15 protein-coding genes and 1 pseudogene are annotated in these 15637 nt (G+C 58.1%); 5 read left to right on the forward strand and 11 right to left on the reverse strand.

Annotated elements, in window-relative coordinates; all coding sequences use genetic code 11:
* Positions 1 to 42: 42 nt before the first annotated feature.
* The 7 genes from N2603_RS39875 to N2603_RS39905 form a co-directional block, all read right to left on the reverse strand.
* Positions 43 to 1155, reverse strand: coding sequence for an ABC transporter ATP-binding protein (locus N2603_RS39875; protein ID WP_260386487.1), 1113 nt, complete (start codon positions 1153 to 1155; stop codon positions 43 to 45).
* Complete coding sequence (locus N2603_RS39880) at positions 1155 to 1982, reverse strand: HAD-IIA family hydrolase (RefSeq protein WP_260386488.1); 828 nt, start codon at positions 1980 to 1982, stop codon at positions 1155 to 1157. The genes N2603_RS39875 and N2603_RS39880 overlap by 1 nt, the downstream gene beginning before the upstream one ends.
* Complete coding sequence (locus N2603_RS39885) at positions 1975 to 2745, reverse strand: SDR family NAD(P)-dependent oxidoreductase (protein WP_260386489.1); 771 nt, start codon at positions 2743 to 2745, stop codon at positions 1975 to 1977. The genes N2603_RS39880 and N2603_RS39885 overlap by 8 nt, the downstream gene beginning before the upstream one ends.
* Positions 2742 to 3665 carry a ribokinase gene (locus N2603_RS39890; protein WP_260386490.1) on the reverse strand — a complete coding sequence of 308 codons (924 nt, stop codon included), beginning with the start codon at positions 3663 to 3665 and terminating at the stop codon, positions 2742 to 2744. Before N2603_RS39890 ends, N2603_RS39885 begins: the two co-directional genes overlap by 4 nt.
* Positions 3666 to 3679: 14 nt before the next feature.
* On the reverse strand, positions 3680 to 4540 hold the full coding sequence (locus N2603_RS39895) for a carbohydrate ABC transporter permease (RefSeq protein ID WP_260386491.1): 861 nt from the start codon (positions 4538 to 4540) through the stop codon (positions 3680 to 3682).
* Between the two features lie 12 nt (positions 4541 to 4552).
* The gene (locus N2603_RS39900; RefSeq protein ID WP_260386492.1) at positions 4553 to 5515 is read right to left on the reverse strand and encodes a carbohydrate ABC transporter permease; all 963 of its coding nucleotides are present in this window, start codon (positions 5513 to 5515) and stop codon (positions 4553 to 4555) included.
* 67 nt (positions 5516 to 5582) lie between these two features.
* Entirely contained in the window at positions 5583 to 6968 is a 1386-nt protein-coding gene (locus N2603_RS39905) for an ABC transporter substrate-binding protein (protein WP_260386493.1), read from the reverse strand.
* 1035 nt (positions 6969 to 8003) lie between these two features.
* On the opposite strand from N2603_RS39905, the gene N2603_RS39910 reads away from it, so the two are divergent.
* Complete coding sequence (locus N2603_RS39910) at positions 8004 to 8237, forward strand: hypothetical protein (protein WP_260386494.1); 234 nt, start codon at positions 8004 to 8006, stop codon at positions 8235 to 8237.
* 269 nt (positions 8238 to 8506) lie between these two features.
* Here the strand turns inward: N2603_RS39910 and N2603_RS39915 are convergent, their stop codons facing one another.
* On the reverse strand, positions 8507 to 8680 hold the full coding sequence (locus N2603_RS39915) for a hypothetical protein (protein WP_260386495.1): 174 nt from the start codon (positions 8678 to 8680) through the stop codon (positions 8507 to 8509).
* A gap of 574 nt (positions 8681 to 9254) precedes the next feature.
* Between N2603_RS39915 and N2603_RS39920 the strand changes: the two genes are divergently transcribed.
* Positions 9255 to 9638: a hypothetical protein gene (locus tag N2603_RS39920; RefSeq protein ID WP_260386496.1), complete on the forward strand. Its 384-nt coding sequence runs from the start codon at positions 9255 to 9257 to the stop codon at positions 9636 to 9638.
* 166 nt (positions 9639 to 9804) lie between these two features.
* Here N2603_RS39920 and N2603_RS39925 read toward each other — a convergent pair whose 3' ends face one another.
* Positions 9805 to 9972, reverse strand: a complete 168-nt coding sequence (locus N2603_RS39925; protein ID WP_260386497.1) for a hypothetical protein — start codon at positions 9970 to 9972, stop codon at positions 9805 to 9807.
* A 933-nt stretch (positions 9973 to 10905) separates the two neighbouring features.
* Between N2603_RS39925 and N2603_RS39930 the strand changes: the two genes are divergently transcribed.
* Complete coding sequence (locus N2603_RS39930) at positions 10906 to 11526, forward strand: DUF4760 domain-containing protein (RefSeq protein WP_260386498.1); 621 nt, start codon at positions 10906 to 10908, stop codon at positions 11524 to 11526.
* Positions 11527 to 11612: 86 nt separating this feature from the next.
* Here N2603_RS39930 and N2603_RS39935 read toward each other — a convergent pair whose 3' ends face one another.
* Entirely contained in the window at positions 11613 to 11828 is a 216-nt protein-coding gene (locus N2603_RS39935) for a hypothetical protein (RefSeq protein WP_260386499.1), read from the reverse strand.
* A gap of 677 nt (positions 11829 to 12505) precedes the next feature.
* Here N2603_RS39935 and N2603_RS39940 point away from each other — a divergent pair.
* Positions 12506 to 13867: a hypothetical protein gene (locus N2603_RS39940; protein ID WP_260386500.1), complete on the forward strand. Its 1362-nt coding sequence runs from the start codon at positions 12506 to 12508 to the stop codon at positions 13865 to 13867.
* 101 nt (positions 13868 to 13968) lie between these two features.
* Here N2603_RS39940 and N2603_RS39945 read toward each other — a convergent pair.
* Positions 13969 to 14334, reverse strand: a pseudogene (locus tag N2603_RS39945) (integrase core domain-containing protein); the annotation flags it as partial.
* A gap of 184 nt (positions 14335 to 14518) precedes the next feature.
* On the opposite strand from N2603_RS39945, the gene N2603_RS39950 reads away from it, so the two are divergent.
* Complete coding sequence (locus N2603_RS39950) at positions 14519 to 14944, forward strand: SET domain-containing protein (RefSeq protein ID WP_260386501.1); 426 nt, start codon at positions 14519 to 14521, stop codon at positions 14942 to 14944.
* The last annotated feature ends 693 nt before the right edge of the window (positions 14945 to 15637 follow it).

Raw genomic sequence — 15637 nt, forward strand, 5'->3', positions numbered from 1 at the left:
TCAATCCTGGGCCGCGCATCATCGCACGGCTCTACGTGAAGACTAGCTCCAACTCGCCGGTGCGTGCAACCGCCGTACCGCCTTTCCATTGCTCATGAACAAGTGGCAATCGGCTGGAGCGGCGGTGAGGGTGAGCTTGGAGGCGCCTTTGGGCCAACCGGATTGTGGCGCCCTGGCGACGAGAGCTTCGTTTCCGGCATTACCGTAGATGTACGTGACGCTGCCGAGATGCTCGACGAAATCGACTCCAAGTTCAATCGAGATCTCCTGCTGCCCGGGCCTTGACGAGGAGAAGTCATCCGGGCGAATTCCAACAGTGACCGGCTTGCCAACCAGCATCTGGTCCGGCTGGATCGGAACGGAGATCGTAGGACCGGCGTCCAAGCGGACGTCCATGCCATGTTGATGAGCTGCCTCGACGCTGCCGCCCAGGAAGTTCATCTTGGGCGAGCCGATGAATCCTGCCACAAAGCGCGAGGCGGGATTGTGATAGAGATCGTGCGGGCTGCCGACCTGTTCGATGTTGCCGTCCTTGAGCACGACGATCTTGTCAGCCATGGTCATCGCCTCGACCTGGTCATGCGTCACGTAGATCATGGTATTTCCGAGCTGCTTGTGGAGCTTGGCGATCTGAACCCGCATTTGCACGCGCAAGTCGGTGTCCAGATTGGACAGGGGCTCATCGAACAGGAACACTTTTGGTTCTCGCATGATGGCGCGCCCGATTGCGACGCGCTGGCGTTGCCCGCCTGAAAGCTGTCGAGGCTTGCGATCCAATAGATGGTCGATCTGCAAGAGCGACGCTGTTTTGGCTACCTTGGCGGCGATCTCAGCTTTCGAGGCTTTCGCCATGCGCAGCGGAAAGGCCAGATTCTCCCTGACCGTCATATGCGGATAGAGAGCGTAGCTTTGAAAGACCATGCCGAGGTTGCGATCGGCCGCATCAATGTCGTTGACGAGCTCATTGTCGATGAGGAGCCGCCCACCGCTGATGGGCTCAAGCCCGCCAATCATGCGCAAAAGCGTGGATTTGCCTGACCCGGATGGACCGACAAAGACGACAAATTCGCCGTGATCAATCGCAAGGTCGATATTGCGCAGGATCTCGATCGTCCCATAGGCCTTCTTCAGACCTTCCAGGCGAACATCGGCCATTATGCCCTCCTCTGGTGCGGGCGAGCCGCGCGAGCGGCACTTACCTCAACGTCGCGCAAGCTCGATACGATGAAGTCGGGGGCCATCAGGGACGGGTCCTGACGCATCGGCACGCCGGTTGTAACAAGCACCGTAACGAGCCCCGCCCTCTTTCCGGCCTGAATATCCGTAGGAACCTGGTCTCCAATCATAATCGTCGAAGCGCGGTTCGTACCGAGGCGTGAGAGCGCTGTCTCGATCATGGGCACTTGCGGCTTTCCGACGATCGAAGGCTGTACTTGAGTCGCGGCAGCCACAGCTGCAATCGTCGCACCAGCCCCGGGTTCGAACCCGCTGGCCGTCGGTAACAGAAGATCGGGATTAGTTCCGATGAAGACAGCGCCATTGAGGATCGCCTCAACGGCAATTTTCATCTTCTCGTGCGTGATATCCCGGTCAAGCCCCATCACAACAACTTCGGGGGTTCGCTCAGTGACCTCGAGCCCGACATCGCGCATGGCCGTGACAAGCGACGGAGCGCCGACGACAAAGACTCGCGTCAATTGCGGATAATTCGTTCGAATGAGTTCTGCAGCCGTGACGGCGCTTGTTACGACCTGTGACGGCGCGATTGCAAGCCCAAATCCAGTCAGTTTTAGGACGACGTCCTCAGGGGTATGTGTGGAATTATTCGTCACAAAACAGAACGGCACGCCGGCCTTCTGCCATCGCGTGAACGCTTCTATGGCATCCGCAATGGCGGTGCTGCCACGATAAACGACGCCATCCAGGTCGGAGATGATTCCTTCTATTGGCGGCCAGTTGATGTTGGCGCCGGTGCTAGCCATTCATCAGCATCCCGCCATTCACATGGACAATCTGCCCGGTCATGTAGGAGGCTGCGGGGCTCGCCAGGAACACCGCGAGGCCTGCGATATCCTCCGGCGATCCGACCCGACCGAGTGGAATTCGGCCACTATGGCGCGCTTCGGTCTCCTCCCGTGGACGCCCATGCATGGGCGTGTCGATAATCCCGGGTGCAATTGCATTGACGTTGATCTTGAGCGGAGCACATTCATAAGCGAGCAGCTTTGTCACATCGTGCACGATGGCTTTTGACAAGCAATAGTCGGCACCGCCAGCCTGGTAGTTGAAAACCGCGCCTTGAGATGACAACGAGGACCCGACATTGACGATGCGGCCACCCTTGCTCTTCATGAAGCGCTCGATCGCCAGCTTGGCACAACGAAGCACTGCGACGGAATTGATCTGAATGGTTTTCTCGATTCGATCGGCATTGCCGGTCAGAAGCGGCTGAGCCGATTTTATCCCAGCGTTGTTGATCAGGACATCGAGCCTACCGAAGCGCTTGGCGATCTCATCAAGCACCCTGCCGACATCGTCTTCTCGTGACACATCCATGCTCATCGGCAGGATGCCGTTGCCGTACCGCAATCGCGTCAGAATGTCCCGGAGGTTTTCCACATTTGCGTCGGTTGCCAGGACGTTCGCGCCGCCTTGACGGAAAGCATTGGCAATGGCTGAGCCAATGCCTCCACCCGCACCGGTCACGAGCACGGTCCTATCTGCAACTGAGAACTGTTCGGTCATTCCAACTCCAGGATAGTTTGAGATTTGAGAAACTCGTCGACGGCTTCGCTGGTTGGCATTGCTTTTTGCGCGCCACGTCGCGTTACACACAGCGCTGCCACCGCAAGGGCCTTCTTGACGGCTTGCCGTATCGGTAGCCGCTGAGCAAGAGAGGCTGCGAAGGCTCCATTGAAGGCATCGCCTGCGGCGGTCGTATCGACGACCTTCACAGGAAATGCCCGGAGCGCAAAAGACGCGCCAGCATCGGCGTAGTAGGCCCCTTGCGCGCCAAGCGTGATCAGGGCTGCTCTCGGGCCGAGATCAAGGAGCTTTCCGGCCGCATGAGCGGCGCTGTCGAAGTCGCGCACCTCGACGCCGGTGAGCTCGAAAGCCTCGGTCTGGTTTGGAGTGACGAAATCAACACTCCTCCACGCCGCCGCCGATAGGCCGGCCCTCACGGGGGCCGGATTGAAAATGAGCTCGAATCCCTTGGCGCTCTTCATTGCAAAGAGGTGATTGAGGGCGCCGACCGGCATGCCCATCTCGGCAACGACAATTGCGTCCCGCTCAATGAATTCGGCGGCCTTTTCGACCATGCTTGATGTGACATTTGCGTTGGCTCCGGGGTCTATCACGATCATGTTGGAGCCATCATCACCGACCAGGACGAGAGCTGAACCCGATATCTCCCCTGGGCACACCGCCACTGCATCGAGACCGACACCTGCCTCACGCAGCGCTTGCAGCAACGATCGACCGTCGTCGTCATCGCCAAGCCGGGTGTAAAAGCTCGGCCGAAGGCCCAATCGAGCGGCGGCGACCGCCTGATTGGCCCCCTTGCCTCCCGCATGCCGCTTCAAGCATCCCATCAGGCTTTCACCGGGCGTTGGAAGCCGCTCGACGTTGAAACAGAGGTCGAGATTGGTCGTTCCAAAAAACATCAATGGCCTCGGGCTCATTTCACGGCCCCGAAGGTAAGACCACGTTCGAGATGACGCTGGCCAAGGATGATCAGCACGACCGGCACAATCATGGTCACCACCAGACCCGCAGCCATGACCGGATAGAACTGAACGCCCGGATTGAGCAGCTTGAGGAGGGCGACGGTGACCGGTGCTTTCGTCGAACTGAGGATCAGGCCGAGAGCGAAGTTGTGCCACGCAAGCAGGAAAATGAGCAATGAAGCGCCTATCAAGCCGGGCTTTAGAAGCGGAAGGACGATATGCCAGACAACCTGGAATGGTTTTGCACCATCCATGGCCGCCGCCTCCTCAATGTCCTTTGGGATGTCCTCGATATATGAACGGCTCAGCCAGATGATCATCGGCAGCGTGACGACCTGATAGACCCAGATCATACCGAAATAGGTGTCATAAAGACCGACTGTCTGGAACACACTGAACAGAGGTATGACGACAAGGAGCGTCGGCGCGAAGCGAAAGCCCAGAATGAAGAATGCGATGTCCTCCTTCATCGGGATATCGCGCCTCGCCAGGACGTAGCCTGCAGGCACCCCGGCGATCAGCGAAACGAGCACCGCACCAAGCGAGATCGCAACGCTATTGATGACCGGCGTCAGGAAATCAACCTTGATGGTGCCGTAGCTTGTTGCCCCGGCCTGGGCTGCATCGAACAAAACGCGGAAGTTTTCGAAAGTCGGCGTGAAGCTGAAGCGCGGCGGCCAGGTCATGACCTCGGCCTGCTGCTTCAGCGACATCATCACGATCCAGACCAGCGGAAATGTCAGGATCAGCGTACAGGCAACGACCAGCAGATTGAGGAACAAGCTTGCCGGCGTTGAGCGATTTAAACGCATCTCAAGCCTCCTCTAGCTGACACGCTGCCGGACCGAGCGCCATAATTTCACCATGGCCAAAGTCCCGAGAAGCACGAGCAACCAGTTGATAACCATGAGCGCTGCACCACGCCCGAAGGCAAGATTTTGAAAGGCCGTGATATAGGCGCGGACCGAGAGCACGGAAGTACTGTCACCCGGGCCGCCCTGGGTCGTTCCGAAGATGATGTCGAACTGATTGAGCGATTCGATCAGCCGAAATACCGCGGCGATCAGGATGTATGGCGCAATGAGCGGAAGCTCTATATGGAGGAACGTTGTCCAACCCTTCGCCCCATTGACCCGCGCAGCTTCTCTGATCTCATCGTTGATGCCCTGCAAGCCGGCGAAGATGATCAGCGCGAAAAATGGCGTATAAGTCCATATGTCGATGAGAACCAGCGAGAACATCGCCGTGCTGGCGTCTGAAATCCATGCGAACCGGCTGATCCCAATAAGCGAGAGCAAATAGTTCAGGATTCCATTCTGCGGATCCATCATTGTGGTCCACATCAAGGCGACGCTCATTGGCGGCAGAACCAACGGAAGGAGAATGACGGGTCGCATCAGCCGGGCAAGGAACACCCCACTTGCGAACAATTTGGCAAGCGCAAGCCCGAACAACGCTTCCGCGAGCACCGCGGAGCAGGCATACGCCATAGTCGCCCGCACGCTATTCCAGAAATCCTGGGTCTTGATCGCCACTTCATAGTTGGTGAATCCAATGAAGCGAACCAGAGGACGACCAAACTTGAGATCGGTCAGCGATTGAAAGACCCCATAGAAGAACAGAAAGAGAAATCCAAGCAGGATGATGATGGCGGGCGCAATCCCAGCAAGGCTCCACCAGTCGAGCGCATGCTCCTCGGCGCTTTGCACCTGCTCGTTTTTGGATGGCGCCAGTTGGCCTGCCGATGATTGTAACGTTACGGTTGCGTCGGTGCCTCGAAGGTCCATTGCTCACTTCTCAAAAGATACTCGGGCGTGGTGGGGCGGCAAACCCTTATGCCGCCCCCCGATCGCCTTACATGGAAGAGCGGATCTCGGAGGCGAGGTCGGTCAACGTCGCCTTCACGTCCGCGCCATTGACCATTTTCTGCATGGCGACCGCCCAGGCGTTCATTGCCTCGGCAAACCCTACGCGCGGCGTAAAGGCGAGCGCTGCCCTGTCCTGCACGCTTTTGAAGGTATCCACGAAGTTCGTGAATTCGGGTTTGGCCGCATAGTCGAGCCAAGCCTTGTCGCTCCAGGTCGAAGCGCGCGGAGAGTTGACGAGCTTCCCGGCGACGGCTCCGTTCAGCTCGACCTGCTTTGACGTCGCCCACTGAATGAACAGCCAGGCCGCTCCCTTTTTCTGGGAGGCAGCATTGATGGCCAGGGACCAGATCCAGATGTTCGATTCAAAATTCTTGCCATTCGGAGCGCGCAGCGGATGAGCGAATGCGATCTTGCCCGAAGCGGGCTTGCCCGCAACGTCGTTCCAGAACCCGAACATGTTGGAATCGATCGCCATCGCGGTCCGGCCCGAATTGATGCCATCGACCACCTGATACCAGTTGTCGTTGGCAAAGGATGGAGCAGCGCACTTCTTGATCATCTCCACATAGTCCTTGTGGAAGGCGATCGACTCGCGCGAATCGAGACCGGTTTCCAGCTTGCCGTCCTTGACGACGAAGTCGTGCACACCATAGGACTTGGCGATCGAGATTGCGGCCGTGTGGATGCTGCTCCAAAAGCGCACTCCCCGCACGCCCAGAGGTGTGATCCCGGGATCGGCAGATTTCAGCTTTTCGCATGCGGCGGACATTTCCGGCGGAGTCGTCGGGACCTTGATGCCGTGCTTGTCGAGAATGTCCTTCCGGTAGAACAATTGAATGTTTTCGAAACCGTGCGGGATGGCCCACACCTGTCCCCGGCCGGCCTCGATCTGCTCGCCCTTGATCTCCCATGTCAGCGCATCACGTAGTGCGGGGAAGAAGTCCTTGTAATCATAGCTTGCCGAGGTGAGCTTGGGATCGTTCAGGTATCGATCGAGCGGCTCGAGCAGTTGACCGGGCGCGAGATCCCAAGCCGGCTGAATCCCGGTGCCCACGACGTCCCACGAGGGCGACTTTGTGCTCAGCTGGATGGTCAGCTTATTCCAGTAGGCGTCGTCCGGATAAAGCTCGGGCGTCACCTTGATGCCTGTCAACTTCTCGAACTCAGGCAGCTGTGCTGCGACTGCGTCAGCATACGGATGGATGTCGTATGCCCACACAATCGAAGCGCCCTCGAACTGGCGCCAATTGATATCCTCCGCTTTGGCGTGGCCGAAAGATGCGGCCGCACCGGCCAAGAGCGTTGAGCAAATCAGAGCGGTTTTGACAAAATGAGCCGAATGGCCGCACAAAGCGGCTGGCGTCCTTGGCATTAGTCCCTCCTTCGGGGCTCATTGGCCCGCAAATCACGTGCCCTCCTCATCTGGGGCCGCGAGTGCTGGGAACGCTAACCGTCATTTTCTGCCGATATGCACCCATTCAGACCGAAGTTGGGTAACATTGGGTAAGTCAAGAAAGCAGCATCGCGGAGCGCCATAGTAGGAGATGATCAATGCAGGCGCATGTTCAGGCCCCGCGAAGCCAGCTCCGCAAAGAAGGCGCGATCCTGGCCAACTGCTCGCGCGTTTGCATCAGTAGCTGGTTCAAATGCTCTATTGATCGCGCCGCTCGTCACAGACGCGGCGATCTTGTTCTTGAGGGCTGCCTCAGACAGACGACAGCTCGCTGCAGAATAACGAGACATTGCCGCGATCTTTCGGAATCTCCCATGGCACCGACGACTTGTCTCTCGACTGGCCGAACGGCGGTGCGATAGGCGCTGCGCCGGCAGCGTTGGGAAGTGTCTGATCTTGCTTTCCTCGAAGCAACCGGCTTTTCGACTTCGTCCGCCACCACTTCTCTGGGGTCGTTCGTCTGACCTGCTGCTACATGGCATCGTCGCAGGCAGTTCAAGCCGGCGAGAGGTTCGATGAGCGCGGAACGCCTTCTAGAGCCCCTCGCGCGAACTGGCGCACCGCTGAGGGCCGTCTCGCCGCGCGCGACCACAAGCTGATCCAGCAGAAATACGACGGATCCTGCCCGTTAAACGCCGCGGAACGTCTTGGTTGCAATGCTAACATCCCTCGCTGATCGGCTTGGGGAACAAGCATGGCTAGGGCGTTTCGCAGTACCGTCATGGCACTCACTTTTGTCGTCGTCACCGGCAGTAACATAATTTGGAGTTTGCTGGATGATTACGTCGCGTGCGGCCTAGCGCTAGCCGGTTCAGTCACCGCCGGCTTTTGCGTCGAGCGCGCCTTCATCAAACGGTCCCATCGCGAAATGATCCGTCAATACGGCGCAGACTGGCTGGCTGGTAGCGAGCGCATAGATTCTGGCGGACCAACTAGGACGGTGAAGGCGGAGAAATGACAGTCGATCGGAATATCCTCGAGAGCGGCGCGAAGCGGGAGGCAACCAAGCTGGAGGTGCTCGATTGCCAACCCTCGGCGCAATCGTTGCGAGCCCATGCATCGGCGATCGAGGCATTGCGCGCCTGGTACGCCATGCAGTCAACCGTTAATACCGTCGCGCTCTACGACGCCGCAGCAGCGCTGTTCGGCTCGGCTTTCGACCGGGCCGAATACCATGAGGTCGAGTGAATATATCTGATCTCGACGCGCTTGCAGTTCGGCAAGCGCGATGCCGAAGTCCAGATTATCTTACGTCGACAGAACGGGTGAAAGCCTCTAATTTGATTCCTTTCGTTACGTCGCGAGGCCGCCACTGTAAGTCTCTGCCTCACAACGATATTGGGCACGCGCCCCAGGAGGCAGGCGATTAGCCTGAGATCATTTTATGACTCCCCTAGGGGACGCCGCTTGTCGAGACAACACTCTGTCCGCTCGACAATCGGCGTTTCGATAAAGATTCACGACATCGTAGAGATCGCGCGGGCGCGTTCGCTCGGCCAAAAAGCCCTGAACTTTTCTGGGAAGGCCTCAACGTAGTCGTAGGCCAGTACCTCGATGCCGTCTTCAGGCATGTCGCAATAAGGATGAAAAATGTCGGCGGGACCGGCGGCAGCCCGAAACGTCGGCTCCATTGTTGCCCACGCGTTAAAAGGCCCATCGAATGGCCGCGCCTCGGGTCCTGCCTCTTCGCTCGTTATCGATGAGTCCCGTAACGGTTGCCAGTTCGCGAATTGAGATAAGTCCCACCACGGTGTGATGAGCCGGATCCGCCCAAATAGCTGCCGCCATGACTGGTAGTGTGATGTCCGCCGCCGTAGCTGACGCGCCCGCCACGTCCTCCGCGTGCGTTTGCTTGTCCGATCACGCCGAGCAGCAACAGACCGGCAACTATTGCAATCAACTTCATATTTCGTCCGCCCCTTTCAAATGTGCAAGCCTATCCAAGCGCAGCCGATGCGTGATAACAATCTTTGATTCGCGCAAAATATGCAGCTTTACGCGGGGAACAATTGCAGCCGAGCCGATTTCCGGCGCGAGTAAGGCGCGCGCTTATCCCCGAAACGTCTAGATCTCCAAATGGAGCCGGTGAGCTCGTCTGAATGCCCAATCGATCGAGCAGAAATACCGCAGATGAAGGACCCTCTACGCTGATTATCATCATGACCGCGATGCTAACATAGGTCCGCTACTTGCTCGGGGCCAACATTGTCAACGCAGGAAATTTCCACCCAGTCGACTGCTGCAGCCGATCGGGATCTCACCTTCGTAGTAATTGAGCGTCATCGCGAGCTGTCGGCGCATTACGATATGGCCTTATCAGTATCGGCGAAGCTCGATGGGCCCGAGTTTGATGCCGCCGACGAAATCAGCAGTCAAAGGAACCATGCTCTCGCGGAGCATGCGAATGTGCTCATCCGCTCAAGGCCAACGACGATCGCGGGCGTTATTGCTCTGACCCGTTACGTCGGCAGCCTACGAGAGTGGGAACTTCCCGATGATGATGCATGGTATGGGGTTTTCTTAGAAGGACTGGCAGACGCGATCGATGGAATCGCCATGGCGCAGCGGCTTGGGCGGGACGGCGATTAACATGGCGCTCGCTTTCATCTTCCGCGGCATACTTTTCTGGGGGGCCATTGCTGCGCTTCTCTATTTCGTGTGGAATTTGCCCTTCTGAAGCCCGACAACTAGGGGCTCGCCCGAACCAGTGCCGAGGCAATGAGGAGCGGCGGCTTTTCAACCACGTAATCGCCCACTACGATATCGGTTTCGCTCGCCCTGCCCGAAGCTGATCCGTCTTGAAATCGTCGACCACGAACGCCTTGGCAGCGGCGTCGAGGATACTATCGCGGACTTCCTCGAGGCGCTCGATGCGCCAGATTTCTTCGTCCGATCGGTTGGCCGTGATTTTCACCTCTGTCATGAGCCCCCTTAGCTCAGTGGAAAGAGCGGGGAGTTTCTACGTCTCGTGGGTAGGTTCAAGCCCTGCTGAGGGCATCATCCACGGTCGCGTAGCTCCCGGCGGCCGATCAGAGCTTTAATCAGGGTGCCAACAAAGCCTCCGAGCGTAAGACCACCCAGGACCAGAAACAGTAGATCGGGATTTAGCATAAACCGTCAGTGTTGTGGTTGTATTCGCGAGACGGCAGCAGGATTTCCTCAAATTCTGCAGCTTTTCGCTCGTTCCGGGCCGACCATGCGACATATGGGCCGCGCCTCGGTTGATGTGGGAATTCGCTCCGCATCCTCTGCGGCAACAGCCAAGGCACGAGAAGATTGAGCGCCTGATCTGGCGTTAGCTGAAAGTGAACGCCTACCAAGCTTGCGAAAACAACGGTAATCTCGTCATCGGCCTGCTCAACTCAACTATGACCGCCGCCGACTGTTGAGTTCAATCTCATCGATCCGGTCGAAAGCACCTGTTCATTCGCCATCGCCACTCTCTCCCTCGACAGTGCCTGAGTTGGCCACGGTCGCGCGGCTCAAAATCGTCTTAGCGTCAATAAAGACCCACAGCGGCACTAGTTCCGGCCTCTAGGTAGCTTTCTTGATAGTTGAAGTCGACTCGGTGAGCGGCATAAGCGGCAGTAGTAGCTTCCCTTGCTTAAGCCCGGGCTGATGCTGGAATCGCGCTAGCTTGCACCCGAGCCGCATTAGGTTACATTGCAGCCAGACCCACATTGTCCGAAGCCACAGGACCCGCTGCCTCACTGGGGCTCATCCTGAGATACGATTATGTCGGTGAGGACTCCAAAGGCCTTGTCGCTTCCTTCATCAACAAGCTGAGATTACTATCGAGGCAGACGTACTACGGATTGAGAACAACGTGAGACCGACGAGAATTTCGGCACCGGTAATGCCAACGTCTCCCGAAGACAAGGTGGTCTGCGCGACTTTGCTTGCATTCACCGCTTGGCTGTTCGTTGGATTACCTATTTTTTATATGTCATCTGAGGGCGAGATGTTTGATTGGGGAACAGTTCCGCAGTGGCTTACGGCTTTGATCGCCGGTGGGGCGTTGATTGCAGCTATGGTGTCCATTAGCAGTCAGCGCGAGATCGCGCGAAAGCGGGCCGCAATGGACTTCTTCGCAAAGACTGAGATGGATCGAGACACGCTCGCTTCACACAAGAAGTTCACCGATGCGGTCGCGGTGCTCGATACCCACCTAAAGGCGAGAAAACCGTGCGCCGATTTTGTCTCCGCTCCAGGATATTGGCATATCAGAGACTATCTAAATCTGCATGAACTTATGGCCGTCGGCGTTAAGAACGATGTGTTCGACGATCATGTTTGCTTTAATTTCTGGTCTAGGGAATTGGGTGACGCCTACAGGCGCACCAAGCAATTGATTGAGTACATCCAAACCAAGGAAGCCGACGAGCACGATACTTACACCGAGCTTGTGGGTTTAGCCTTACGGTGGCTGGAGAGAGAGCCCGCTGTCCGCCGTGCTCTACATCACCAAGCTGCCTAAAGGGGCAAGGGGCGACGGAAGTCGGTTCGGACTACCTATTGCTCCCAGCGCCCCGCCATGCTCGCCGCCAGCTCGAGCAGCTCAGGCTACTCCAAGTCCCGCACCAGCACCTGCGCGAACCCGGTCGCGTCGCCGTAGTTGGTATGGCCCTCTGCAATCTCCTCGGCGAGCGTCTCCAAGTTCCAGTTGACCACGTGGGGGACGAGCCCGGCGAGCTTGGTCGTCAGGCTGGCTAGAAGGACCGCTGGGATTGCCTTTGCCGTCCGGGCCAGCTCGGACGAGGTGCTGCGCGCCGGGCGCATCAGCGTACTTCGAAGCGAACTGGCGGAGGTACAGTTCGATCAGGTTCAGGTTGGTCACATGGGTTCGATCTAGTCCAAAGTTGCGAGGTGACGCCGCCAGCGCCGTCCCGCGTTGATTTTCTCACTCCGACTCCCCGTTCTGCTCCAATCATTCCGACCGCCGATCTGTTGCTCCGCTTCCAGTTAACCCCTAGAGGGATTTAACTGGAGCGGAGCAGATCAGGTGCGCCAGTTGCTCCGGTTCTGCTCCGGTCAACTGGAGCAATTGGAGCAGCCAGCGCTCCTAATCGTGCTCGGCGGCCTCAATGAACTTCTTCGGCTTGCGGCGCTCGTCGGACCACTCGACCTCGACCAAAGCGCCCGTTTCCCGCCCTCTCTTGAGGAGCGCCACGACCTTGGGCCCATCCCGCTTGTCGGTACAGGCCCAGTGTCTTCGCGACTGCGATGCCAAACCAGCCGTCCGCCCGTTGGTCGGCGCGCCATTGGCGGGCCTTGATCGCCAGAGCGCATCGCTCGACGCGGCATCCTGGCGCGTCCCTCGAGTGTGGGAGCCGGGCTGGCCAATTTGGCTCACGCGAGTCTCTAGGCGCGTCAGCTTGCCGACAGCTGATCCTAATAGAGAGAGAACCAGAGCGCGAATCTGCTCAGGATAGCGAACCGACTCAAACGGAGGGGATATGGACCCATTTAACCGCATCAACCCATTCGACCGGGATTTCGCTGCTTACAACGCCGCGGTGACACAACGGCAACAGCAGCAAGCGGAGTTTGAGCCGTACTTGGATGAAGTCCCGCAGCTTGATACCACAGCCGTCGCAGGGGGTCCTGTGTCTCCAGATCGCTACTCTCCTCATCTGGCTGACGAAGACCGTAGACTCACCGAGGCGGAATTTGGAGCCAGCGGTCCTCATCCCGAAAACGCAGTCACCAGAGGCGACGGGCACGTCGCTACGCAGCAGAGTGCGCGGGAAGCTTCGAGTTGGCCGAGCGAGCTGAGTGCGGAAGGTCACGATCAGGATTCGCTGCGAGGGATGATCGGCGAAGCCCTCCTAGCATCGTCTCTCAGGCCAACCGCGCACGACCACCAAGCACCGGATCCCGGAGAAGCCGTTCGTCAGTTCAACTGGAGCGACGGCTACCAGCCGGCTCCGAACGAACTGACCGGGAGCGCCCCCCTTTCAAGTCACGCGCCCTTTATGGGTGAGGATTACAGCGAGCAGTTGAGGCCTGCGAAGAGGCAGAGGACGCTAAGCCAGCCGGAACTGGAGGCCATTGAGCGCCAGCTGAGCGAGCCGGGCAATTCAATGGCTCGTGTGCTGATGGAAAGCGCGGGCGCACCGTCGCCTTTCGGGCCAGCGGACAGTTCGCCATTGGTCCTTCTTGAGGAAGATTACGATCAGGATCAGCTGTGGGCAATGGTGCAAGACGCCGGCCCATCATCGTCTATCGAGCCAACCGCGCGCCATCAGCAGACCCTGAATTTAGGAGCGGTCGTTCGCCCCTTCAATTTCCGGCAGGGCGACCAGCACGCGTCAGCTGCGCTTCACGGTAGCGGCATCCCGCCGAGCCTGGACAGCCGACCCAACAGCTTTATCGTTCACAATGACCGCTACACGGCCCTACTCGTGCCCGCGGCGGCGATGAGGCCAAGCACCCCACTCAATGCGCCAGGCCCTGCCATTTCTCTCGGATCTCGACTGGACAACGTTCCGCAGTCCAGCGCGCAGCCAGCAAATCGAGTCTCACCAGCGCTGCTTGGACGTTCGATGGAGCAAGCCGCTCCGGCGTCCTCCAGGGCCGAGAGGACGTCCCCCGCGACCCGCGAGGTTTATGCTGCATCATTCGCCGTTCCCGAGAATTTTTCGCACGGTACCCAACCCGCCTCGCACACGATGCTCTCGATGCTCGGCCGCTGGGGCCTCTTGCCGGACGCGGCGCAGCCGGTAAAGCAATACGACATTCGCGGCGAGCTCTACACCGCCCTCCTGGGGCCGGGCGGACCCAACGACGTTCGGCTCATTCATCACCCGAGAATGTAGATGCCGAGGGGTAATCTCAAGCTGGGAGCCCGTCCACATAGCTTCGGTATTGCAGCGAGACCGAAGTTTGGACCACTCAGAACTAGAGTTTTGCGCCTCTGTCACGTTGGCGGGCTGGTTGCGCCGACGGGGGTGTGCAGCAAAATCAGCGGTCGATTGCCATCGCGCCATGGGGCCGTTCAGTCTCCACTTTTCGCTGGGCGTCCGCAAAGGACAGGAACCAGTGCGCGTTGAGGCATTCGGCCCGGTAGCGGCCGTTGAAGGCCTCAATGAACGCGTTGTTCGGTCGGCTTTCCGGGCCGCGAGAAGTCCAGGGCGACGCCGCGCTGGTAGGCCCACAGGTCCAGATCGCGCGACACGAACTCGCCGGCTTGATCGACGCGGATCGTTACCGGGAATCTCACTTTGTTGCACCTTACCAGCACCTCTATGACCTCGGTGCCGCGGAAGGCGAACCCTGGCTCCAGTTCTGCAGCATCTCCTCGTGGAGCGACAGCCGAGATCCTCATCAGTAGCAGCCGCTGCCGAAACGAATGCACAGATCGAAGAAAAATCGAGATTGTGACGGCGACGCGATTACCCCACCAATGTATGGAGGAGATTGCACGGTTCAGGTTAGCTAGCTTGCAGGTGCTAGCGACTTTGGGAGATATGTCAGTGTTGATCGTTGAAACTATTTTGAAGCCAGACCAGTTTGGCGGTATTGGACTTTTCTCTGCTACTCTTTTGCCTAAAGGTGCATTGATTTGGATTCATAACCCAATCGTTGACATTGCGGTGACACCCGAACAGTACGACACTTTACCTCGAACATTTCAAGCTTTACTTGACAAGCATGCCTATCCAAGAGACCTCGACGTTGATGATGGTGTTTTAGAGTACAATGCCGACAACGCCCGCTTCATGAATCACAGCAGTCAACCAAACACATACCAAGACGATCATTGCCGAATTTTCACAGCCCGTGACGTACAACCGGGTGAAGAACTGACTTGCGACTACTTGTTTTTCGATCCAAGGTGCGACTTATCGTGGCTAAGAGTGCCATCGTCGAATGTTGGCGCCGGAGCGGATTAAGCGGCAGTGGATTGGGTTGGTCTGCGACTTCGTTTCCGTTGGTGAACTTACGCAGGGAGAGTTTCGGCAGCTGGTTTTAGCCGTCAACGCGACGCAGCTTTTCTCGGCGGCCTCGGCGAGCTTGAGGATCGTAGCGAGTCTTGTTCGAAAGACATCCCGTGCACGGTGCGACGGGACACGCTCGCCAACGCGCCCTCGGTGACCTTGATAGTCCCCTTACGTGGAGTCCTCAACATATGTTGTGCCAGTCTAAGACTTCGTTACCGGCGCGCCTTTCCGCGAATGTCTGCAGCGAGTCCTGGCTGTGACAACACTGGCTGCTGTTATGTTCCCCTGTGATTCTCCAGGGGAATTGATGAGGCGCTGCACGAAGAAGCAGATTGTGGACAGCGGGCGCTGCAGCCCGAATACTTCGATGACTTCATTGACGAGAGCGACCCTGTTCGGGTGATCAACGTATTTGTCGATGCGCTCGGTTTGGCTGAGATGAGCTTTGAGGTTGCGGAGCTAGCGGTCGGCGTTGCGTCCCTCTTTGCTGCTCGAACTCTGCCAAGAGAGGTTTTCTTGGCAACGATGAGGCGCCGCCACCAATGGCAGCAAGTTCAATGCCGTGAACAACCGGGACACGAACTTCACGCGCACGAAGATGGAGCGACGGCGTGCTCGGTGGACGGGAGCGTCGCGCGCTATCTG

It is taken from the genome of Bradyrhizobium huanghuaihaiense, assembly GCF_025200885.1.
GTDB lineage: Bacteria > Pseudomonadota > Alphaproteobacteria > Rhizobiales > Xanthobacteraceae > Bradyrhizobium > Bradyrhizobium huanghuaihaiense.